Annotated in this window: 18 protein-coding genes; 7 read left to right on the top strand and 11 right to left on the bottom strand. The window is 63.4% G+C overall.

What is annotated here, in order from left to right; translation table 11 throughout:
• Positions 1–187: 187 nt before the first annotated feature.
• From B7Y43_RS15275 to lepB, 4 genes are read right to left on the bottom strand one after another with little or no spacing between them, the layout of a single operon-like run.
• Complete coding sequence (locus B7Y43_RS15275; protein ID WP_374132533.1) at positions 188–1192, bottom strand: carbon-nitrogen hydrolase family protein; 1005 nt, start codon at positions 1190–1192, stop codon at positions 188–190.
• Complete coding sequence (gene era / locus B7Y43_RS15270) at positions 1189–2091, bottom strand: GTPase Era (RefSeq protein WP_374132532.1); 903 nt, start codon at positions 2089–2091, stop codon at positions 1189–1191. Before era ends, B7Y43_RS15275 begins: the two co-directional genes overlap by 4 nt.
• 49 nt (positions 2092–2140) lie before the next feature.
• Complete coding sequence (gene rnc, locus B7Y43_RS15265) at positions 2141–2812, bottom strand: ribonuclease III (RefSeq protein ID WP_374132531.1); 672 nt, start codon at positions 2810–2812, stop codon at positions 2141–2143.
• A complete protein-coding gene (gene lepB / locus B7Y43_RS15260; protein WP_374132530.1) occupies positions 2809–3624 on the bottom strand; it encodes a S26 family signal peptidase in 816 nt (271 codons plus the stop codon). Before lepB ends, rnc begins: the two co-directional genes overlap by 4 nt.
• 170 nt (positions 3625–3794) lie before the next feature.
• Between lepB and pgi the strand changes: the two genes are divergently transcribed.
• The gene (gene pgi / locus B7Y43_RS15255) at positions 3795–5291 is read left to right on the top strand and encodes a glucose-6-phosphate isomerase (protein ID WP_374132529.1); all 1497 of its coding nucleotides are present in this window, start codon (positions 3795–3797) and stop codon (positions 5289–5291) included.
• 95 nt (positions 5292–5386) lie between these two features.
• Complete coding sequence (gene gorA, locus B7Y43_RS15250) at positions 5387–6730, top strand: glutathione-disulfide reductase (protein ID WP_374132528.1); 1344 nt, start codon at positions 5387–5389, stop codon at positions 6728–6730.
• Positions 6731–6900: 170 nt separating this feature from the next.
• Here the strand turns inward: gorA and B7Y43_RS15245 are convergent, their stop codons facing one another.
• Positions 6901–7698: a GDSL-type esterase/lipase family protein gene (locus tag B7Y43_RS15245; protein ID WP_374132527.1), complete on the bottom strand. Its 798-nt coding sequence runs from the start codon at positions 7696–7698 to the stop codon at positions 6901–6903.
• A gap of 112 nt (positions 7699–7810) precedes the next feature.
• Between B7Y43_RS15245 and B7Y43_RS15240 the strand changes: the two genes are divergently transcribed.
• Positions 7811–9433 carry an NAD(P)/FAD-dependent oxidoreductase gene (locus tag B7Y43_RS15240; RefSeq protein WP_374132526.1) on the top strand — a complete coding sequence of 541 codons (1623 nt, stop codon included), beginning with the start codon at positions 7811–7813 and terminating at the stop codon, positions 9431–9433.
• On the opposite strand, the gene B7Y43_RS15235 is transcribed toward B7Y43_RS15240, so the two are convergent.
• The 3 genes from B7Y43_RS15235 to B7Y43_RS15225 form a co-directional block, all read right to left on the bottom strand.
• Complete coding sequence (locus B7Y43_RS15235) at positions 9398–10684, bottom strand: APC family permease (RefSeq protein ID WP_374132525.1); 1287 nt, start codon at positions 10682–10684, stop codon at positions 9398–9400. The two genes, B7Y43_RS15240 and B7Y43_RS15235, sit on opposite strands and share 36 nt — an antisense overlap.
• A 66-nt stretch (positions 10685–10750) precedes the next feature.
• The gene (locus B7Y43_RS15230) at positions 10751–12679 is read right to left on the bottom strand and encodes a beta-galactosidase (protein ID WP_374132524.1); all 1929 of its coding nucleotides are present in this window, start codon (positions 12677–12679) and stop codon (positions 10751–10753) included.
• Positions 12676–14769 (bottom strand): alpha-galactosidase, encoded by a 2094-nt coding sequence (locus B7Y43_RS15225; RefSeq protein ID WP_374132523.1) that lies wholly within the window; start codon positions 14767–14769, stop codon positions 12676–12678. The genes B7Y43_RS15230 and B7Y43_RS15225 overlap by 4 nt, the downstream gene beginning before the upstream one ends.
• A gap of 85 nt (positions 14770–14854) precedes the next feature.
• Between B7Y43_RS15225 and B7Y43_RS15220 the strand changes: the two genes are divergently transcribed.
• From B7Y43_RS15220 to galK, 3 genes are read left to right on the top strand one after another with little or no spacing between them, the layout of a single operon-like run.
• Positions 14855–16312 (top strand): SLC5 family protein, encoded by a 1458-nt coding sequence (locus B7Y43_RS15220; protein ID WP_374132522.1) that lies wholly within the window; start codon positions 14855–14857, stop codon positions 16310–16312.
• The gene (locus B7Y43_RS15215; protein WP_374132521.1) at positions 16309–17328 is read left to right on the top strand and encodes a galactose-1-phosphate uridylyltransferase; all 1020 of its coding nucleotides are present in this window, start codon (positions 16309–16311) and stop codon (positions 17326–17328) included. Before B7Y43_RS15220 ends, B7Y43_RS15215 begins: the two co-directional genes overlap by 4 nt.
• Entirely contained in the window at positions 17325–18473 is a 1149-nt protein-coding gene (gene galK / locus B7Y43_RS15210) for a galactokinase (protein WP_374132520.1), read from the top strand. Before B7Y43_RS15215 ends, galK begins: the two co-directional genes overlap by 4 nt.
• Here the strand turns inward: galK and B7Y43_RS15205 are convergent.
• The 3 genes from B7Y43_RS15205 to B7Y43_RS15195 form a co-directional block, all read right to left on the bottom strand.
• Complete coding sequence (locus tag B7Y43_RS15205; RefSeq protein ID WP_374132519.1) at positions 18461–18916, bottom strand: DUF427 domain-containing protein; 456 nt, start codon at positions 18914–18916, stop codon at positions 18461–18463. The two genes, galK and B7Y43_RS15205, sit on opposite strands and share 13 nt — an antisense overlap.
• A 105-nt stretch (positions 18917–19021) precedes the next feature.
• Complete coding sequence (locus B7Y43_RS15200) at positions 19022–19234, bottom strand: hypothetical protein (RefSeq protein ID WP_374132518.1); 213 nt, start codon at positions 19232–19234, stop codon at positions 19022–19024.
• 158 nt (positions 19235–19392) lie between these two features.
• Positions 19393–19785, bottom strand: coding sequence for a hypothetical protein (locus B7Y43_RS15195; protein ID WP_374132517.1), 393 nt, complete (start codon positions 19783–19785; stop codon positions 19393–19395).
• Positions 19786–19969: 184 nt separating this feature from the next.
• Here B7Y43_RS15195 and B7Y43_RS15190 point away from each other — a divergent pair, with 184 nt between their 5' ends.
• On the top strand, positions 19970–21751 hold the full coding sequence (locus tag B7Y43_RS15190; RefSeq protein ID WP_374132516.1) for a DEAD/DEAH box helicase: 1782 nt from the start codon (positions 19970–19972) through the stop codon (positions 21749–21751).
• Positions 21752–21850 lie beyond the last annotated feature (99 nt).

Raw genomic sequence — 21850 nt, 5'->3', positions numbered from 1 at the left:
GGCGCATCGGCAAACTGCTCGACCGCTTCCCTCCCGACGAATGTGCCAACTACATCAGGGGTGCCGGATATGCCTCAATCTAAATCAGAACGACTCTAGACATAGAACTAAGCCCCGCATCATTCGCCAAAAGCTGCCGTTCTGCACTCCACATTTCTCTAGTCAACCGCACTAATGGGTCCACGCCCTACTCCGCCGACTTGTCGCTCTTGCGGCGGGTGCGTGGGGCGAGGCCGTCGATGGCGTTGGCGACACCGGTGCGGGCGCGGCGATCGATGCGCAGTTCAAACACATCGGGGCGCGAATAATGGCCATCGGTGTCAAGCGAGGCAAGGCCCCGGCTGATCGCCGAAAGATCGAGATCGGCGACCAGCAGATCGGGGCCTTCCATTGCTTCGGCGATGATGATGCCATCGGGACCGATGATCGCGCTGCCGCCAAATTGGAGCTGGCCTTCGGGCATCCCCATGATCAGCGCGCGCGCATCGACATCGCCGCCAACCCGCTCCAGCCCCTCGATCAGCTCGCTGCGGTCCTGGATCGTCCCCGCTGCCAGCACGAAACAGCGCCCTTCAAACGCATAATGGCGCGATGCGACGAGATGCACCTCACGCACCGTGGGCCAGGAAGCGACATGCACCGCCTCCCCTTCATGATGCATCGCTGCGCGCACCAGCGGCATCCAATGCTCCCAGCAAATCAGCTGGCCGAGATTACCCCATTCAGCTTCATGGACTTCCAGCGTCGATCCATCGCCCCGACCCCAGATCATCCGTTCGCCATGCGTCGGCACCAGCTTGCGGTGGAGCACCGGCGGCAAGTGGGGACGAAAGATATATTGCGTGTTGGTGAGCGTCGATCGCACCCGTTCATGTCCACCGACACAGACGATGATGCCAGATGCATCGACCAACGCCTGCAGCGGCGCAAGGCGCGGATCATTCTTGCGCAGCGCCTGATCAAGGATGATCGAATGCAGCGCCTGCGTGCCCTTATGGTCCCAGATCGCCGCATCGGGCGCTTCGTCGAGCCAGAGCGGATAGCCGCCCAGAAAGGTCTCGCCAAACGCCACCAGCTCTGCGCCGATATCGATCGCGTCGCCGACCTGTTCGATCAGCCGCGCAAGGCCATAATCGATGCACAACGGCACCGGTGCCGCTTGATAGATCGCGGCTTTCACACTCTTGGTCATTCTACCCAGTCCAGCCCCATGTCGCGGTACACACTACGGTCATCATCCCAATTTTCCTTTACCTTGACGTGAAGATAAAGGTGCACTGGTCGCCCCATCAGCGTCGATAGCTCAGCGCGGGCGCGCGCACCGATTTCCTTGATGCGTTGGCCGCCCTTGCCGAGCACGATCGCACGCTGGGTGGTGCGGGCGACCAGGATCTGCTGGTGGATCTCGACCGATCCGTCCTCGCGCTCCTTATACTGCTCGGTCTCGACCGCGCTGGCATAGGGCAGCTCGGCATGGAGCTGAAGGTAGAGTTGCTCGCGGGTCACTTCTGCCGCCAACATGCGTTCGGTGGCGTCGGAGACCTGATCTTCGGGGAAGTGCCAGGGCCCCTTGGGCATCGCCTTGGCAAAAGCGCTTTTGAGTTCGGGCAGGCCATCGCCGGTACTCGCGCTGACGAAGAAGATTTCCTCGAACGGCACAGCATCGTTCAGGCGTTTGGCATGGCCGAGCAGGCGTTCCTTTTCGGCGATGTCGACCTTGTTCAGGATCAGATATTTGGGTTCGCGGCGGTGCTTCAATCCCTCCGCGATCGCCATGACCTTGGGGCCAATGCCGCCTTTACCGTCAACGACGAGCGCAATCACGTCCGCCCCTTCCGCGCCGCTCCAGGCGGCGGCGACCATTGCGCGATCAAGCCGGCGTTTGGGTTCGAAGATGCCGGGCGTGTCGACCAGCAAAATCTGGGTATCGCCCTCAATCGCGACCCCCATCAGCCGGGTACGCGTGGTCTGCGCCTTGGGGCTGACGATCGCGACCTTTTGCCCGACCAGCGCATTGACGAGCGTCGACTTGCCCGCATTGGGGGCACCGACAACAGCAATCAGGCCGCAGGATTGTTCGTTCTCATTCATGGGCTGCTCTTGCGCCAGCGCGGATGCGGGGACAAGGGCGTCGTGATGATCAGGGCTCAAGCTGCGCCATCAATGCCGCCGCTGCTGCGGTCTCTGCTTCTTGCTTCGACGTGCCGCTTGCGCTCGCTTCCGCCAGTTTGCCGACGCTGACCCGAATGGTGAAGACCGGCGCATGGTGGGGGCCAGACCGATCAATGATGGTGTATTCGGGCGGACGGCGATTTTGCGCGGCGGCCCATTCCTGCAGCGCCGATTTGGGATGTTGCGGCGCGCGCGCCTGCATCGTCACCCGATCGCCCCACAGCCGGCGCACGGCCAAGCGCACCGCCACCAGCCCTTGGTCTAGATAGAGCGCGCCGATCAACGCCTCCATCACATCGCCCAGCACATTATCGCTATCGGCGGCACCGTCATCGCGCGCCTGCTTGCCAAGCTTCAGCCGCGGGGCCACGCCATTGGCGCGCGCGACCGTGGCACAAACCGGCCCGGTAACCAGTGCATTCAGTCTTTTGGACAATTGGCCCTCTGGTTCGTCGCCAAACAGCTCAAACAGCCATTCAGCGATGATCAGGCCGAGCACACGATCGCCCAGAAATTCGAGCCGCTCATAGTTCGCGGCGGCCTGGCTGCCATGCGTCAGCGCCCGATCATAAAGCGCGATGTCTTTCGGCTTGGCCCCAAGCAGCTGTTCGAGCCAGCCGCCAAGCGCGGTGTCGTTCAAAAGCCGCCGCCAATCCGCCCCCAGCGAGCGGCGCTGAACCAGGTCCAGGGCAGGAACCAATTGGCGGTGCCATTGGTGGAGAAGAACATCACCACCGCTTTGCCCTCCAGATTGCGGGTCGGGACAAAGCCAATTCCTTGACCGACGACCGGCGGAAAGCGGCTATCGGCGCTGTCGTCACGATTATCACCCATCATGAAGACATGATCGGCCGGCACGATGAACAGGCTCGTATTGTCAGCGGGGGTGTCGCCGCGATCAAGCACATTATAGCTGCGGCCGCTGGGCAGCGTTTCACGAAACTGCGCATAGCGGCAGATCGGCTTGCCATCGTCGCTATCCTGAAATTCCGCAGAACAGGTATAATTGGGGGTAATCGGCACGATGAAATCGGCGATTCGCTGCTTGGGCACCGCCACGCCGTTCAGGATGAGCTGGCCGCGCCGCATCTGGATTGTATCGCCGGGCAGACCAATCACGCGCTTAATATAATCCTCGCCATTGCCGGGCGGCGCCTTGAACACCGCGACATCGCCGCGTTCGGGCAGCCGCGCGAAAATATGTCCCGGAATCAGCGGCAGGCTGAACGGCAGGCTATAGCGCGAAAAGCCGTAATTCCATTTCGACACGAACAAATAGTCGCCAACCAACAACCGTGGCAGCATCGATTCGGACGGGATGTTGAACGGCGAAAAGATAAAACTGCGAAAGATCGCGACGATGATCACCAGTTTGAGCAGGAACGACAGCGTCTCGCGCGTCTCTCCGCGCAATGACGTTGGCATCTTGGCAGTGCTGGCGACATCGGTCATTGGGCGGCTTTGCTTGGGCGCGCTTGCGGCGTCAAGCCGAGTGTTTCGGGTGGCAGGCGCTGAATTGGGACGCTAGAGCAGCATTGGCAGGGCTTTGTGCGGCTTTGCCCGATTATGTGGCCAGCCGCGATTAACCCCGCTGCCGTTGGCGCCAACCTGGAGAAATGCCGATGTCTGCCCCCGATTGGCATCTGATTGAGGCGCTCAATCCACCCCCCTTGCTGTCGCTGTTCGGCGCTGATCCCGATCGGGTGGCGCGGTTTGGCATCGATGTGGCGGGGCTGCATTTTGATTGGTCAAAGACGCATCTGACCGCAGACGTGCTGACCGCATTCGAATCGCTGGCGCGGGCGCAGGACCTGTCAGGCAAGCGCGACGCGCTGTTCCGGGGCGATGCCGTCAACATCACCGAAGGCCGCGCCGCTGAACATACCGCAGAACGTGGCGAAGGCGCTGCAGACAGCGTCACCCGCGCGGGCCTGCTCCACGCCCGAATGCGCGCGCTGATCGACGCGATTGAAATGGAAGCACTGGGGCCGATCGCACACATCCTGCATATCGGCATTGGCGGTTCGGCGCTGGGACCCGATCTGCTGATCGACGCGCTGGGGCGCGATGAAGATCGTTATGAAGTGGCGGTCATCTCCAATGTTGATGGTTGCGCGCTGGAAGAGGTGTTCGCGCGGTTCGATCCATCGGCGACCCTGCTCGTCATCGCTTCAAAGACCTTCACCACCACCGAAACCCTGCTGAACGCCTCAAGCGCGCTCGAATGGATGCGCGAAGGCGGTAGCGAAGACCCCTATGGCCGGGTGATCGCGCTGACTGCAGCGCCCGACAAAGCCGTGGAATGGGGCATTGATGAAACCAGGGTGCTGCCCTTCGCTGAATCGGTCGGCGGGCGCTATTCGCTCTGGTCGTCGATCGGGTTTCCGGCAGCGTTAGCGCTTGGCTGGGCAGCGTTTGAAGAATTGCTCGAAGGGGCCGGCGAAATGGATCGCCATTTCCGACTTGCTGCAGCGCATGAAAATGCGCCGATGCTCGCCGCCTTCGCCGACCTTTTTTACACGCAGGTAAAGGGGTGCGCGACGCGCGCCACCTTTGCTTATGATGAGCGGCTGCGGCTGTTGCCGAGCTATCTGCAGCAGCTCGAAATGGAATCGAACGGCAAGAGCGTCGGGATCGATGGCCAGCCAATTGGGCGCCAGACGGCACCAATCACCTGGGGCGGCGTTGGCACCGATGCCCAGCATGCGGTGTTCCAGCTGCTCCATCAGGGCACCCATCTGGTGCCGGTCGAATTCGTTGCCGTTACCGAGCCTGGCGACGCGCTTGATGATGAGCATCACCGCCAGTTGCTGCTCAATTGCTTTGCGCAAGGAGCCGCGCTGATGGCGGGCCGCGCCAATGATGCCGATCCGGCGCGGGCCTATCCGGGCGACCGCCCGAGCGCGACGATACTGATCGAGACGCTCGATCCGCGGTCGCTCGGCGCGCTGATTGCCTTTTATGAACATCGCACCTTTGCCAACGCCGTGCTGCTCGGCCTCAATCCGTTCGATCAGTTCGGCGTCGAGCTGGGAAAGGAAATGGCCAAGGCGGCAGGCAGCGGCGGGCTGGACTTTGACGCTTCCACCACCGATCTGATGCGGCGCGCATTCGGATAATCCATCCCGCCATCCTCTTGCCGCTAGCGAGCGCTGGCAACGCATCCGGCCCGAAGCTCCAGTGGTTGCTGGGGTGATGTCTTCAAGGAACGACTATGACGACCTATGACTATGACCTGTTCGTGATCGGTGCCGGTTCGGGTGGTGTACGGGCGGCGCGCGTCTCCTCCGCGCACGGGGCCAAAGTGGCGATTGCCGAGGAATTCAGGGTCGGCGGCACCTGCGTGATCCGCGGCTGCGTGCCCAAAAAGCTCCTCGTCTATGGAGCGCATTTTGCCGAGGACCTGGCCGATGCTCGGCGCTTTGGCTGGGACGTGCCCGACTGCGCTTTCGATTGGCCAAGGTTGCGCGACAATGTGCTGGCCGAGGTCGATCGCCTCAATGCCGCCTATACGACCACGCTGGACAGCCATAAGGTCGAGGTCATTCTCGACCGTGCTGAGGTCACTGGCCCGAACGAGGTCCGGCTGGGCAGCGGCAAGTCGGTAACGGCTGGCCGGATCCTGATCGCCACCGGCGCGACGCCGCAATTGCTGCACTTCCCCGGCAGCGAAAACGCGATTACCTCCAACGAGGTTTTCCACCTGCCCACCCTGCCCAAACGCGTGCTGATCGCGGGTGCGGGCTATATCGCCAATGAGTTCGCCGGGATCTTCCATGAATTCGGCAGCGCGGTGACGGTGGTGAACCGCAGCGATGCCATTCTGCGCGGCTATGACGAGCAGATCCGCGACCGGCTGCTGCAAATATCGATGGGCAAGGGCATCCAGTTCCGGTTCAACACCGTGTTCAAATCGATCACCAAGAATGACGATGGCAGCATGCTGGTCGAATTCACCACCGGCGAACCGATGACCGTGGATTGCGTGATGTTTGCCACCGGCCGGGTGCCGCATATCGCGGGGCTGGGGCTGGAGGCTGCAGGCGTGCTGCTTGAAAATGGGGCAGTGAAGGTCGACGACGATAACCAGACCAACATCCCCAGCATCTATGCGGTTGGCGATGTGACCAACCGGGTGCAACTGACCCCCGTGGCGATCCGCGAAGGCCAGGCCTTTGCTGACACGGTTTTTGGGGGCAAACCGACCCGGGTTGACTATGGCTGTATCCCGAGCGCGGTGTTCAGCCATCCGCCAATCGGTGCCGTCGGGCTGACCGAAAGCCAGGCCAAGCAGAAATATGGATCGGTGCGGGTCTACACCTCCGATTTCCGGCCGATGAAGAATGTGCTGGCCGGCCGCAACGAGCGCGCGCTGTACAAGATGGTGTGCGATGCCGCGACCAATCGCGTGGTGGGCCTGCACATGATCGGCCCGGAATCGGGCGAGATCATCCAGTTGGCCGCCGTCGCGCTAAAGGCCGGGCTGACCAAGGACGTGTTCGACCAGACCATCGCCCTGCACCCGACCATGGCCGAAGAACTGGTGCTGATGAAGTAGCGGCGGGGGGATGCTGAGGGGCATCTCGGCTGCCGACGCCGCAAATTGTGACGTCTATGGATCAGCTAAAGGGCGATTTACTCACCTCGTATCTAACCCCGGCTTTTCGTTTTGGCCCGAATACCGTTTTTCAAGCGGCAACAAGATTATTTATGTTTCTGCCCAATGGCTTAACTAGCCTGAAACGCCAGCACCTGATCGCGCCAAAGCCGGTAGCCTTCGCGACTGGGGTGCAGGCTGTCATTGAATAATTCTCGCCTTTGGGCGCCGGTTGAATCCACGAATGCGGGGTATAAATCGAGGAAGTACAGCCCTTTGGTGGCCTTTACATGAGCGCGCAAATTGGCGTTGACGGGCTGGACGAGGTCGTGGTTTTTGGCATCGTCGTCGGTCGGCAGGAGCGATTGCACCACGATCCGTGCCGTCGGTTTGCGCTCTCGGATGCGGGCAATGACCGCCTCAACCCCTTGAGTGATGCTGGCGACAGCGGGCTGCTCAACGTCAAACGAGTTGTTGATGCCCAGCATCACGAACACCCATTCCGGTTTCAGGTCGGGCCGGTCGAGCCAGCCTTCGCCGCCCTGTGCTGCTGGCAACAGCCGGTGCAACACATGTTCGATACGGTCGCCGGATACGCCCAGGTTGAGCGCAAAACGTGTTGGCGAAGCGGGCCCGAAACTTTCGTCCCAAACTGATCGTCCGCAAAACTTGCCGGGGAACCAGGGATTGGCGTCCAAGTGCCAAAAATCCGTGATCGAATCCCCGACGAAAACGATCCTGACCGATTCAAGGGTCGCTTTGGTCGACAGGTGCTGGGTGATTTCAGCATCGCGTTTTTGCCAATAATCGACCCGGGCGGTCGGTGTCTGCGACACGAATCGCGCCTGCTCTTCGGCGATGGCAATGCAGGACGAAAACAACCCAATCGCGAGTGCCATCCCAATCTGCAGCATGTGTCGAGACTGCATGGCTCCCCCTTTCACGTCATTTGCGTTGCTAATGCAGCTATATCAGGGAAGGCCTAAGTGTATAGTTGCCCGCCTCTCGACAATTCCCGCCCGTCACGGCACCACTCCCCCCATGACCAAAAAATACGACGCACTGATCATCGGCGGCGGCCATAACGGGCTTGTCTGCGCTTTTTACCTCGCGCGCGCAGGGCTCAAGGTCCGGGTGCTTGAACGCCGCGCCATCATCGGCGGCGCTTGCGTTACCGAGGAATTCCACCCCGGCTTCCGCAATTCAACCGCGAGCTACACGGTGTCGCTGCTGCGCCCGCAAGTGATTGCCGACATGAAGCTGCACGATCGCGGCTTTCGCATCATCGAACGCACGATCAGCAATTTCTTCCCCTTTCCGGATACCTATCTGAAACTCGGCGGCGGCACAGCACGCACCCAGGTGGAGTTCGCGCGCTTCTCGCAGAAGGATGCCGATACCTTCCCCGCCTATGAGGAAGCGCTGGAGCGCGTGGCCGAGGTGCTGCGTGATTTGTCGCTCAAGACTCCACCCAATGCCGGCGGTGGCATCCCAGCGTTGCTGAGCGCCGCATCGCAGGGGCGCAAGCTCGCCGGGATGAGCGTCGATGCGCAGGCCGATGTGCTCGACATGTTCACCAAGAGCGCGCGCGATTTCCTCGATGGCTGGTATGAGGACGATCACGTCAAGACCGCCTTCGCGTTTGATGCGGTGGTCGGCAATTATGCGGGCGTCAGCACGCCGGGGTCCGCCTATGTGCTGCTCCACCACGTGTTCGGCGAAGTGAACGGCAAGAAGGGCGCCTGGGGGCATAGTGTCGGCGGGATGGGCGCGATCACCAAGGCGATGGCCGAGGCATGCGTCGAACATGGCGTCGAGATCAGCCTGGAAGCGCCGGTCGCGCATGTTTTGGTCGATGGCGGCAAGGCGGTCGGTGTAAAGCTCGAATCGGGCGAGGAGATCGCTGCCGATATCATCGCGGCCAATGTCGGCCCGGCGTTGCTCTATCGCCAGCTGATTGCGGGGAGCGACCTGAAGCCCGATTTCAAGCGCCGGATCGATAACTTCAAGACCGGGTCGGGCACCTTCCGGATGAACGTCGCGCTGTCGGAACTGCCCGATTTCACGGTGCTGCCGGGCAAGGAAAAGGCAGAACACCACACCGCTGGGATCATCATCGCGCCGGGCATGGACTATATGGACCAGGCCTATGACGATGCGCGCGCCTTTGGCTGGTCGAAGGCACCGATTGTCGAGATGAAATTGCCATCGACCGTCGACGATTCGCTGGCGCCTGAAGGGCTGCACGTCGCCAGCCTGTTCTGCCAGCAATTTGCGCCCGAGTTGCCGGATGGCCGGTCATGGGATGACGCGCGCGAGGCGGCGGCCGATCACATCATCGATTGCGTCACCCAACATGCGCCCAATTTCAAAGCGAGCATCATCGCGCGGCAGATCCATTCGCCGCTCGATCTCGAGCGCAAGTTCGGCCTCATCGGCGGCGATATCTTCCACGGCAAGATGGGCCTTGATCAGCTTTGGGCGGCGCGGCCGGTGCTGGGGCATGGCGATTATCGTAGCCCGATTGCCGGGCTTTATATGTGCGGTTCAGGCACGCATCCGGGCGGCGGTGTTACGGGCGCGCCGGGGCACAATGCAGCGCGCGAGATTTTGAAGGACCGGACGATTCTAGGCCGGTTGTTTCGTAAGCGGGCGGCGGCCTGAGCGCAGCCAATAGAGCGGCAGCGCGGTCAGCATCAAGGCGATGCTGAGCAGCAGCGCCTCCATGCCCGATCCCCACAACACCCAGGCCGAAAACGCCATGCCGACCACCGCAAGCGGGCGAACGATGCCAAACGCCAGTGCCGCAGCGCAGGCACCGAAATAGAACCACACCGTCGCCGCCGTCGTTAGTTGCAGCATGAAGGTGAGCACATCGGTGATGCCGGGAATCGCGCCCGACAGCACCAACAGGCTGGCAACCGTGCTCGACAGCAGCATAGCGATGATCGGCACGTCGCGATCCGTAGTCCGCCCCAGAACCGCCGGGATTATGCCCGCGCGGGCCATGCCGAGCGGCAGTTCACCCTGCATCAACACCCAGCCATTGAGGCACCCGATCGCCGCGATCGACGCAAAGGCAGCAATGACGAGACCGGCGCCACGCCCCCAGAAATTTTCGACAAACATCGCAATCGGCGCATCAGACGCAGCAACCATTGCTTCGGGCAAGGCAAGCACGATGCCGTTGCACAGGATGATGTATAAGATCCCCGTCAGCAACGTGCCGACCAAGGTCGCCCGCAGCACGTTGCGCGCCGGATCGCGCACGCGCTCTGCTGCCAGCGACGCGCATTCGAACCCGACGAGCGGAAAAAAGGCAAGCGTCAGCACCATCGTGAACTTACCCGCATCAAACGGCGTATGCGGGTTAGCCGAGAACCGCGCCGGATCGACCACGGACAGGCCAGCGAGGATCGCCGCGACTGCCACCAGCGGCAGCAATTTCAGCACCGTCGTCAGCACTTGAAACCGGCCAGCCCCCTTTGCCCCGCCAAAATTGAGCGCGGTCAGCGCCCAGATCAATGCCGTCGCCGCCATCGCGGTGGCGAGCGGCGTGGCGGTGAGCGCGGGGAAAAACGCCGCGCCATAGCGTACCGCCGTCAACGCGATGATGGCATTGGCCGAACAGATGCCGACCCAATAGCTCCAGCCGACCAGCAACCCTGGTAACGGCCCCAGCCCCTCCGCTACGATGGCAATTGTGCCGGTCGCATCGGGGCGCGCAGCCGTCAGCCGGGAAAGGACATAGGCCAACAGCAAAGCGCCCGGAATGGCGACGAGCCAAGCGGCCGCCCCCGTCCAGCCGAACGGCGCAAGCTGCGCTGGCTGGACAAAAATGCCCGAGCCGATCATCCCGCCGACGACAAGCGCGGTTGCCGTCCAGAAGCCAAATGGTCGTGATTGCGTGGTCATGTACGCTACCCCCGAAAGCCCGACCGCGAAGGAAGCATGTTTATGGGTCAGGCGATAGCCCGGCCTTCAATCGCGCCACGCGGCGACGCCGGTAGAGGGCAGCAACCGATCACCGATGATCAGCGGCGCGCCGACGAAATCGGTGATATCGACCGGCTCTGGCCCATAGTTGAAAGCAAAGGTCATATCACCTGCCCGCCGCAATCTAATATCGCAGGGCAGCATTGTGACGGCAACGCCAGACTCCGACGCCATCATGCTCAGCAGCCGTTCTAACAGTGCCGCATCGGGCCAGCCCGCTAGATAGCGCAGCGCGCCCTGCCGATAAACGATGCCCCGTCCGTCTTGCACTGCGATCTCGGGCTCGAGCGCGGTTTCGACATGCTCGAACCAGCGCGCGACGGTAAAGCCATCGCCTTGCTCGACCAGTCCCTCGCGGAGCGATTCCACGCGCGGGATCGTGATCGGAAGGACATCGCGCAGCGGCCCCGGTGGCAGCCCTTCCGGAATCTGGAAGTCACGCGTTCGGCTGCCGCTACGCGGGCCGAACAGAACCGGCACGCCCAGCCCCGTCAGCCGTTCGGTCAGCGCCGGATCGAGGATCGGCAGCGACGGCGCGACGACCAGCTTGTAGCCGTCGAGCGGGGCACCGGACGGCAGGATATCGACATCGAGGCCGAGCTGCCGAAGCGCCGAGTAGAAGGCGAAGACCAGCTCCATATACCGAAAACTGCGTCCTTGCGGTTGCGCCTCGAACAGCCAGGCGGCTTCGTAGGAAAACAGCAGCGCGACCGATTTAGGGGGCGGCCCGAGATCGCCCAGCACCGCCAGATCGCCCGCCGCAGCGCGCGCTTCATGCGCGCCGACATCGTCGACGCTGTCGGGGCGGAGCAGCCCGGCATGGTGCATTTCCTGCGCAAACGGGGCCTGTCGCCAGCGGAAATAGCTGACCAGTTCGGCGCCGTGTGCGGCTGCCTCCAGCGTCCAGAGCCGGACCATGCCGGGGAGTGGTGCTGGGTTGTGCGCGGCCCAGTTCACCGGGCCGGGCTGCTGCTCCATCACCCACCAACGCCCTTTGGCGCAGCCGCGATAGAGATCATGGTGGAAGGCGGCGATGTCGGGGTGGCCTTGCCGCGCGTAACGCAGCTTGTCGTCGCGCCCAAACCAGAATTGTTCGAGAAAGCCGATCGGGTAGCTGTCCCATGTCGCCACATCGAGATCGCGAGAAACGGCGTGGTGATCGAATTCGGTGAAGAAGCCCATATAGTTATGGACGATATCGCGACCCGGCGAACCGCTGCGCAGGAGATCAACCTGCAGCCGGTTGAACGTCACGACCTCGTCGGAGGCGAAGCGGCGATAATCGAGGACATGCGCCGGATTGGGTTCGGTGACGGTCAAATGCGGCGGATCGATCTCGGCGAAGGACCGGTATTCCTGGCTCCAGAACACAGTGCCCCAGGCAGTGTTGAGCGCAGCCACATCTTGATATTGGCGCTCCAACCAGCGGCGGAAGCCTTGCGCGGCGCTTTCTGAATAGCTGACGATCGTATCGTGGCAGCCATATTCATTGTCGGTCTGCCACGCGACGATGCCGGGGTGGTTGCCATAGCGCTCCGCCAGCGCAGCCGTGATCCGCGCGCATTCACCGCGATAGCCGAGATGCGAGAAGCAATAATGGCGGCGCGAGCCAAAGCGCCGTTCCTGCCCTTGCGCATCGATGGCCAGCATGTCGGGCATTTTGTTGACGAGCCATTTGGGCGGCGTCGCGGTGGGCGTACCGAGGATGATGCCGAGCCCGGCGGCGTGGAGCGTATCAATCGCGCGGTCGAGCCAGCCCCAATCGTAGCGCCAGGGTTGCGGTTCGATCCGGCTCCAAGCGAATTCGCCGATCCGTACGCGCGTCAGACCCATCTCGACCATGCGGCGTGCGTCATCGGCCCAAATCTCTTCGGGCCAATGTTCGGGATAATAGCAGCAGCCCAGGCGCATCATGCGGGTTCATCCTCTTGGTCAAACGCAACCAGCCAGGCGGTTGCCGGGCGCGACAGCGGCAGCACTAGGCCAGTGTCGCGCAACAGGCGGCCGCTGAGCAGCTGACCCGCAACGCCATTTGGTGGCTTTGGTCCCGCGAGCGGGAAAGTGACGATGTAGCGGCGATCGGCTTGCAACCCCGGGAAACGGACGGGTCCTGCGTTGTAATCGGTTGCCATGTCCGCGCGCGCGACCAGTGCCAGCGCCTTGCCATCCCGTTCGATCAGCGTGCCGAACAGGCCAGCGTCGTCAAAGGCGATTTCGTAGAGGGTGCCATTGTGCAGCAGATCGCGATACTGCTTGTAGCAGGCGATATGCGCGGCAAGCGTTGCCCGGTCAGCGTCACTCATCGCCGCCGGATCGGCCTCCACCCCCATATGCCCGAACAGCGCGACCTTAGCGCGGAAGTCCATTGGCAGCATGCGCCCGGTGATCGGGTTGGGGCTGGGGCCGACATGGTTGCCCATCACCTCGGGCGGCAGGAACAGGCTCCAGGCGCGGTTGATGCGCAAGCGTTCGATCGCGTCATTATTGTCGCTCGGCCAGACGCGGTGGCAGCGGCTGAGCATGCCACAATCGATCCGCCCGCCGCCGCTGGCACAGCTTTCGATCTCAACATTTCGGTGCGCGGCGCGGAGCCGATCGATCAGCGCATAGAGCGCCAGCGTCTGGTTGTGACCAGCACCGTCATTGGGGAAGAGCTCGCGGTTGTGATCCCATTTGAGATAGGCGATGCGATGCACCGAGAGCAGCCCGTCGAGCACGCCGAACAGATGGTCGCTCACCTCGGGCTTCGCAAGGTCGAGCACCAATTGGTGCCGCTGCGTCGGGCGATCAACGCCGGGCCGATGCAGGCACCAATCGGGATGCGCGCGGTACAGATCGCTGTCCGGACTGACCATTTCGGGTTCGACCCACAGGCCGAAATCCATGCCGAGTGCTGTGACATGATCGATCAACGGGGTCAGACCGTTCGGGAATAGCCGGGAGTCCGGCGTCCAATCGCCGAGGCTGGTGGTGTCGTCCCGCCGCCCGGTGAACCAGCCATCATCGACGATAAAGCGTTCGATTCCGATCGCGGCGGCGTCGCTCGCCAACCGCATCAGGCTCGCCTCGTTCATGTCAAAGGCGAGCGCCTCCCAGCTGTTGAGATGGACACGGCGGGGGGCCCAATTGGCGCGACCGATTAACACATCGGATCGCACATGCGTGTGCAAGGCACGACGCACTTCTTTTCGCCCACCATCAACAATCGCCAGCACCGCATCGGGGGTCGTGAAGCGCGCACCGGGGGCAAGGATGATCTCGCCCGGATCGTACCGCGCACCCATTTGCAGAATCGCCCCATCGGCATCGCGCTCAATGACGGTTTCATGGTCGCCACTCCAGGCGAGATGAAGCGCGACGGCACGGCCATGATCCGCGCTGAAACCGCCGTTATGCGCGATCAGCCAATTGGCCCCGCCAAAACCGGGCCGCCCGCCGCGCGACTCTCCGCCGCTTCGCCCATGCGGGATCGGCGTGGTGTCCTGATGCATCTCGCCTGCCCAATGACCGTGAAAGCGCGTCGCGTACGTCGCCCAGCCGGGCAGCGGCAGCGCGATGCTGACGAGACGGTCGATGGCAAGCGGGGTGTCTCCCGCATTGATGATCGTCGCGCTCGCCCGGATGACATCACCCGCACCAATCCGCCAATCGACAAGCACGCGGACCCCGGCGACCAAATCCTCCAGCTCGATATGCGCAGATCGATCCGCAATCCGCGCGCCGCTGCCAAGCACTAGATTGCTGGGCAAGGCAGCCATGCCGCGACGCAGTGCCATGGCGGGCAACCCCAAATAACCGCGACCCAGCTGCGGCCAGATCGTCGCGAGATCGGGCACATCAGGCTGCGACCCGTGCCGCTTGGGGCGAACCGCCAGCCGCAGCGCGTGGAGGTCTTCGTCGTCGGGGAGTTTGCCGCCGACATGAAGCAGCGACGGCGGCGCACCGGCCAATGCATCAAACACGATCGTGATTGCGGTGCCGTCTATGCGCTGTGGACTCTCCATCCGGTAACCCTTGCCACGCTCGCGCTTGCACGCAAGGTGCTAGCCCCTATGGTCGCGTGAAAATCAGCGCGGGGAGTGGATTGGCATGGCATTGAATGGCGGCGTCCAGATGGGCGTGGCGATCCTGTTGCTCGCCGCGATTGGCCTGGCGACCTGGCTGAAGGTACGCAGTGCCCGGCACGACGGTAGCGAGAAGGACGTCTATCTGGCGGGCGGGGGCTTAAGCTGGGTGTTCGTCGCGGGATCGATCACGCTCACCAATTTATCGACCGATCAGCTCGTCGGCATGAACGGCAACCAGATGTTGCTGCTCGCCTGGTGGGAAATTTCGGGCTTTATCGGGCTGCTGATTCTCGCCTTCATCTTCGTGCCAATCTATTATCGCAACGACTGCACAACCGTCACCGAGCTGCTCGACCGGCGCTATAAGGGGGATACAAGGAGCGTTCGGATGTTGATTTCGGCGCTGTTCCTGTTCGGCAACATCCTGATCTACCTGCCGGCAGGGCTGTATAGCGGTGCGTTGTTCCTGGAATCGCTGTTCGGCGACGGCGCGCCGCTGATCGTTTTTGCGATTATCCTGGCAGTGATCAGCGCGGCCTATACCATCTTGGGCGGCCTGCGCGCGGTGGCGGTGATGGACACTTATTCAGGCTTTGGCGTGCTGGCGATTGCGGTGCTGATTGTCGTTCTGGCGCTGGCGGCGGTGAATTATGACTTGTTCGGCGGGGTGCCGGCCGAGCGCACATCAATGATCGGCGGGCCGGATTCGCCGATCCCGTTCCACACGCTGTTCACCGGCATGATCTTCATCCAGATCTTCTATTGGTCGACGAACCAGAACATCACCCAAAAGGCGATGACCGCGCCGACGGTGCGTGAGGCGCAAAAGGGCGTGCTGGCAGCGGCGGCGATCCGCATCATGATCATCCCCATCATCGTCACGGTGCCGGGGGTGGTGGCGTTCAAGCTGATCGGCGATGTCGGCGACAAAGCCTATGGGCTGCTGGTCGCGCAGGTGCTGCCGGGCTGGCTGTCGGGCGCGTTCGCGGCGATGATCGCAGCGGCGGTGATCGCGCATACCAGCGCGGTGCTCAATTCCACCGTTGCGCTCTATGCCGTCGATTTCCACAAACCGTTTTTCGGCGAAGCTGCCGATAACTGGCGCCTGAGCATGATCGTGACGGTCATCGTGACGATTTCGTCAGTGCTGCTGGTGCCGGTTTATGAGAACGCGACCAGCATCATCAATCTGCTTCAGCAATTGAACGGGCTGTCGTCGATGCCGATCCTGTCTGCCTTTATCGTCGGGCTGATGTTTAGGGGGGTGGGCGCGAGCGCGGCGACGTCGGGCGTGGTGTGGGGTGTGGCGCTTTACGCGCTCTACAGCTTTGGGTTGCAACCGGCGGGGATCGTGACGCTGCATTATATCGATTTCATGGTCATCACATTGGTGAGTTCGGTGCTGTTCGCGCTGGCGGTCAATCGCTTTGCTTTGGGGCGGCGCGCGGAGTTCGTCGGCTGGAAACGGGCCGCGGCGTGACGCTGGCGACGGACCAGCCGCACCGACGGCGCAATCCGCTGAACGGGCGCTGGGTGCTGGTCTCGCCACACCGGCTGGCACGACCCTGGCAGGGTCAGGAGGATGCGCCCGACCGGAGCACGGGGCCGTCCTATGATTCAAGCTGTTATCTGTGCCCCGGCAATGAACGTGCCGGTGGGCATCGCAACCCCGAATATGCCGGCACCTTCGTCTTCGACAACGACTTCGCCGCCATGCTGCCCAGTACCGCAGAGGCCGCAACCGAAGACCCGCTCTTCGCTGCCGAACAGGCGCGCGGGGTGGCGCGAGTGATTTGCTATTCGCCCGATCATGCGCTGACGATGCCCGAGCTGTCGCAGGCGGCGGTGCGCGGGATTGTCGATTGCTGGTGCGCGCAGAGCGCGGCGCTGGGCGCGACCTATCGATCGGTGCAAGTCTTCGAAAACAAGGGCGCGATGATGGGCTGTTCCAACCCGCATCCGCACGGGCAAATCTGGGCGACAGCGCATCTGCCTGATGAGGCAGCGACCGAGGACGCGACGCAGCGCGGCTATCGGGATCAGCAAAACGCCCCGATGCTGCTCGACCTTGCTGCGCGCGAGGCGGACGGGGAGCGGCAGGTTGCGGCCAACGGTGATTGGCTGGCGATCGTCCCCTATTGGGCGAGCTGGCCGTTCGAGACGCTGCTGCTGCCGCGCTTTGCCGTGCAGCGCATGCCCGACCTGACGCCCAATCAGCGCGACAGCCTGGCTGATATCCTGCGCCGGCTGACCGCGCGCTATGACAATTTATTCGCCACGCGCTTTCCCTATTCGATGGGGTGGCACGGCGCGCCGTTCGGGGAGGCCGACGTGACTCATTGGCAGCTTCACGCGCATTTTTACCCGCCGCTGCTGCGCTCGGCGAGCGTGCGCAAGTTCATGGTCGGCTATGAAATGCTCGCCGAACCACAGCGCGACCTGACGCCGGAAGCCGCCGCCGCGATGCTGCGCGCGGTGCCGGATGTGCTGGCATGACCGGGCCCAAAGAGCGTGCCGTCGCCGCTTATCGCGCGGCCTATGGCGAGGCACCTGCCCGGCTGAGCTATGCGCCGGGCCGCGTCAATCTGATCGGCGAACATACCGATTATAATGACGGCTTTGTCTTTCCTTGCGCGATCGATCGGGGAACGGCGGTCGCTTTTGGTTCGGCTTCCGACGCGATGATCGACGTCGTGAGCGCTGATTATGGCGAGGTCGACCGGTTCGATCCCACCGCGCCGTTCGAGGCAGCACCGGGCTGGCGCACCCATGTTCGCGCTGTGGCGGGCGTGTTCCGCGCACGCGGCATTGCGATCGGCGGGATGCGGATCGCGATTGCGGGCGACGTGCCGCAGGGGGCAGGCCTCTCCTCCTCCGCCTCGCTCGGCGTGGCGCTGGGCGCGACGTTCGACATCGAGGGGGCGCTCCACCCAACCGAGCTCGCGCTGATCGCCCAGGCGGCGGAGAATGATTTCGTCGGCTGCGCCTGCGGGATCATGGACCAGTTGATCTCCGCGCGCGGCGAAGCGGGCGCGGCGCTGCTGATTGATTGCCGGTCGCTTGAGGCCAGATCGGTGCCGCTGCCCGCCGATATGGCCGTGCTGATCGTCCATTCGGGCATCACGCGCGGGCTGGTCGACAGCGCCTATAATGAGCGCCGCGCCGCGTGCGAGGCGGTGGCGGCGCATTTCGGCATCGGCGCTTTGCGCGATCTGGACGCGGCGTCGCTGGCGGCGAATGAGGGCGCACTCGACCCCGTCGCCTTCCGCCGCGCCCGCCACGTCGTGACCGAAAATGCGCGAACGCTGGCGATGCCTGCCGTGCTCGCCGCGAGCGACTGGACCAGGATTGGCGCGCTGATGGCCGAATCGCACGCCTCGATGCGCGATGATTTCGAGATTACATTGCCCGAAATCGATCAGCTCGCCGGGACGCTATCGGCAGCAACCGGCGGCGTCGGCGGCGCGCGGATGACGGGCGGCGGCTTTGGCGGCTGCGTCGTTGCGCTCACTCGGCAAGACCGTTTACCCGCACTGAGGCAGGCAGCGCTCGACCATTTCGCTGCCATCGGCCGCGCGCCCGGCCTGATCCACGCCTGCCGACCCAGCGCCGGGCTGGAGCGCTCCCGCTACCAGAACTGAGTGCCCGGTGGCCCCTTGAACGGCCCGGCGACTGCGCTGGTAATCCAGCCGCCGTAGAAGCCGCCCGGCTGTGGTGTCACTTGCTCACCATTCACAAAGCAGGCGTCCATCGGGCCTGCATAAAAGGCGATGTGATCGCGCAGCATTGCAAAGCTCGGGGTGGGTGCGGGATAGGCCCAGCCGACGCGGCTTGCCCGTTTTGTCGGCCCGACAACATCGAAATAGCGCGCCTGGCCCTTCCATTCGCACATGCTCGCCGAGCCGCCGGCCAGTGCGAGCATCGCCTGATCGACATCGGCGGGCGGAAAATAATAGCTGGGCGGGTGGCTCGTCTCCAATGTGCGGACGCCGCTTCGGGTTTCGGCCAGGACCTGCCCGTCGAACAGGATGCGCAAATGGGCATCGGTCAATTGCGCGATGGCGGGGCGGGGATAGTCCCACACGCTCTCCTGGCCGGGCTGAATGGGGTCAGGGGTTGGATGGTGGATGGCGGACCTCCCTGGTCTTGCGATGACAAAGGCCAGCGCGTCGGTGCGCCACGTGACACATCATTGTTCGGGCGCGAATGACAGCATGGAATGCCGATACGCGTCGAGTGCCACACCGAGGCAACGGACTGTGGGCGATACCTGATCGTCCGGCACCACCTCCTTTTTGCTGATGATGAAGGTGGCGAAGGGAAGATCGCCCTTCGAACGGTGAAATTCGCTGCCCACCGCACCACAGCTTGAGGCGATATTGCGGCTAGCGCTGGCGGTCAAAAGCGGCTTTTGGCCCCGGTCCGTGACGCAACCGAACAAACCAAGGGTGGCAATGACGACGATCGAGTAATTTCGCATGGGAACTCTCCGACAGACGCTTCAGGCTAGCAGAAATGGGGCTGTGTAACATAGGCTAAGGCATAGCGATTTGCCCGCAGTCACGCCGGCGGCGGCACCAGCCCCCAGCTCTTCATCAGCACCGCCTGCGCGACCATTACAATCAGCCAGTGAACGACATCGGCTATCACCACGCGCGACTCCATCCCACGATAGCTGAGCGTCACCGCCAGCACCGGCAGCACGAAGCCCGCCCAGATCACCACGGCACTGCCCACCGCCATGATCCACGGGCTGGCCTTGTCCGGGGCGAGGATCAGCGCGCCCGCCAGAATCGACGCCAGCCAGAACTGCGCGAGCGCCGCCAGCACGATCAACCCCAGCGACGGCGGCTTTGCGCCCCAGCCGACGAGCAGATGATGCGCCGCATCGATGCTCAGCCCCAGCGCGGCCGCGGCAAGAATGGGCATCAGGTTGAGGAGGATATAGACCATCGGGTGCCCCAAACGGCCCTGAACTGGCCGCCGCGTCAGGCTATCCCCCCGCCCCCGCCCTGGCAACGGGCCACGCAAAACTTGACGCGGGGCCAGTTATGGCGCATCGCCCGCTCGCTCGTCCGGTCCTTTTTGCCGAGACCCGCCCAGCCGCCCTTTTGCGGCGCATCCCAATTGGACGTCCATGCCCTTCACCGCTCTCCCCCCGCTTCTGTCAGAAGCGCTCACCGCCCGTGGTTATACTGCCTTCACCCCCGTGCAGACGCAGGTGATCGAGCCCGAAGCGCTGGGCCGCGACCTGGTCGTCTCGGCGCAAACGGGCTCCGGCAAGACCGTGGCGTTCGGCATGGCGATGTCGGGCGAGATTCTCGACGAAAATGGCGCACTGCCCTTTATCCGCGAACCGCTCGCGCTGGTGATTGCGCCGACGCGCGAACTGGCGCTGCAGGTGAGCCGCGAGCTGATGTGGCTCTACGGCAAGCTCGGCGCGCGCATCGCGACCTGTGTCGGCGGGATGGACGCCGCCAAGGAACGCCGCAGCCTTTCGCAGGGCGCGCATATCGTGGTCGGCACGCCGGGACGGTTGCGCGATCACCTCGAGCGCGGCTCGCTTGACCTGCGCTCGTTGCGCGTTGCGGTGCTCGATGAGGCCGACGAAATGCTCGACATGGGCTTCCGCGAAGACCTGGAGCAGATCCTCGACGCGACGCCAACCGAGCGCCGCACGCTGCTGTTCTCGGCAACGATGCCCAAGCCGATCATCGCGCTCGCCAAGCGCTATCAGCGCGACGCGCTGCGCATTTCGACCGTCGGCGAGGATCGCGGGCATGGCGACATCAGCTATCAGGCGGTGACTGTCGCGCCTGCCGATATCGAGAATGTCGTCGTCAATCTGCTGCGCTTCCACGAAGCCGAAACCGCGATGCTGTTCTGCGCAACGCGCGACAATGTCCGCCACCTTCATGCCGGGCTGACCGAGCGTGGTTTCGGCGCGGTGGCTTTGTCGGGCGAGCATAGCCAGAATGAGCGCAACGCCGCACTCCAGGCGCTGCGCGATCAGCGCGCGCGCGTCTGCGTCGCGACCGATGTCGCCGCACGCGGCATCGATCTGCCGACGCTGAGCCTCGTCATCCATGTCGAGCTGCCGCGCGATGCCGAGGCGCTTCAGCACCGGTCGGGCCGCACCGGTCGCGCGGGCAAAAAGGGCACCGCGATCCTGATCGTCCCCTATCCGCGCCGCCGCATGGTCGAGCGGATGCTGACAGGCGCCAAGATCAACGCCGACTGGATCAACCCGCCATCGAGCGAGGACATCCGCAAGAATGATCGCGAGCGGTTGATCACCCAGTTGCTCGAACCCGTCGAGATCGACGAGGATGATCGCGAGCTGGCGCAGCGCCTGCTGACCGAGCGCCCGCCCGAGGAAATCGCCGCCGCACTCGTCCGCGCCTTCCGCGCGAAAATGCCCGCGCCCGAGGAATTGATCGACCGTGACAAGCAGCCGTTGGGCAGCGCTGACGGCCACCGCGCTGGCTTTGAGGACACCGTCTGGTTCAAAATGGGCATTGGCCGTCGGCAAAATGCCGATCCGCGCTGGATTTTGCCGCTCATCTGCCGCCGCGGCCACATCACCAAGAACGAGATCGGCGCGATCCGCATCGGCGCGAACGAAACCTTCTTCCAGATTCCGCGCGCCGCCGCTGCCAAATTCAAGGATTCACTGAAGCGCACTGCCGGTGGCAGCGATGATGACGGCGGCGTCGAGATCGAAGCGTCGGCGACGGGCCCCGCCGCCGAGGGCGGCAATGATCGCCACAAGCGCGGTGGCCCGCCGGTGAAGCGCTATGCGCCCAAGCCTTCGGGCGGTCGCCCGGGGGGTCCTCCAGGGGCACGCCCCGGCGGCCCACCGCGCGGTGGTCCGGGTGGTCCTGGTGGGCGGCCGAAACCGGCGTTTCGACCGAAGTAAGGCTGGGCGCGCGTTGCAGCCCGATCGCTATTCTTTTTTCTTCTTCCGTCACCCCGGACTTGATCCGGGGTCCCGCTGCTCAACAGCGGCGACAAGGGG

The sequence above is a fragment of the Sphingomonas sp. 28-62-20 genome (genome assembly GCF_002281505.1).
Note: the sequence above shows the minus strand (reverse complement) of the source record. Positions and strands in the feature narration are given on the sequence as shown.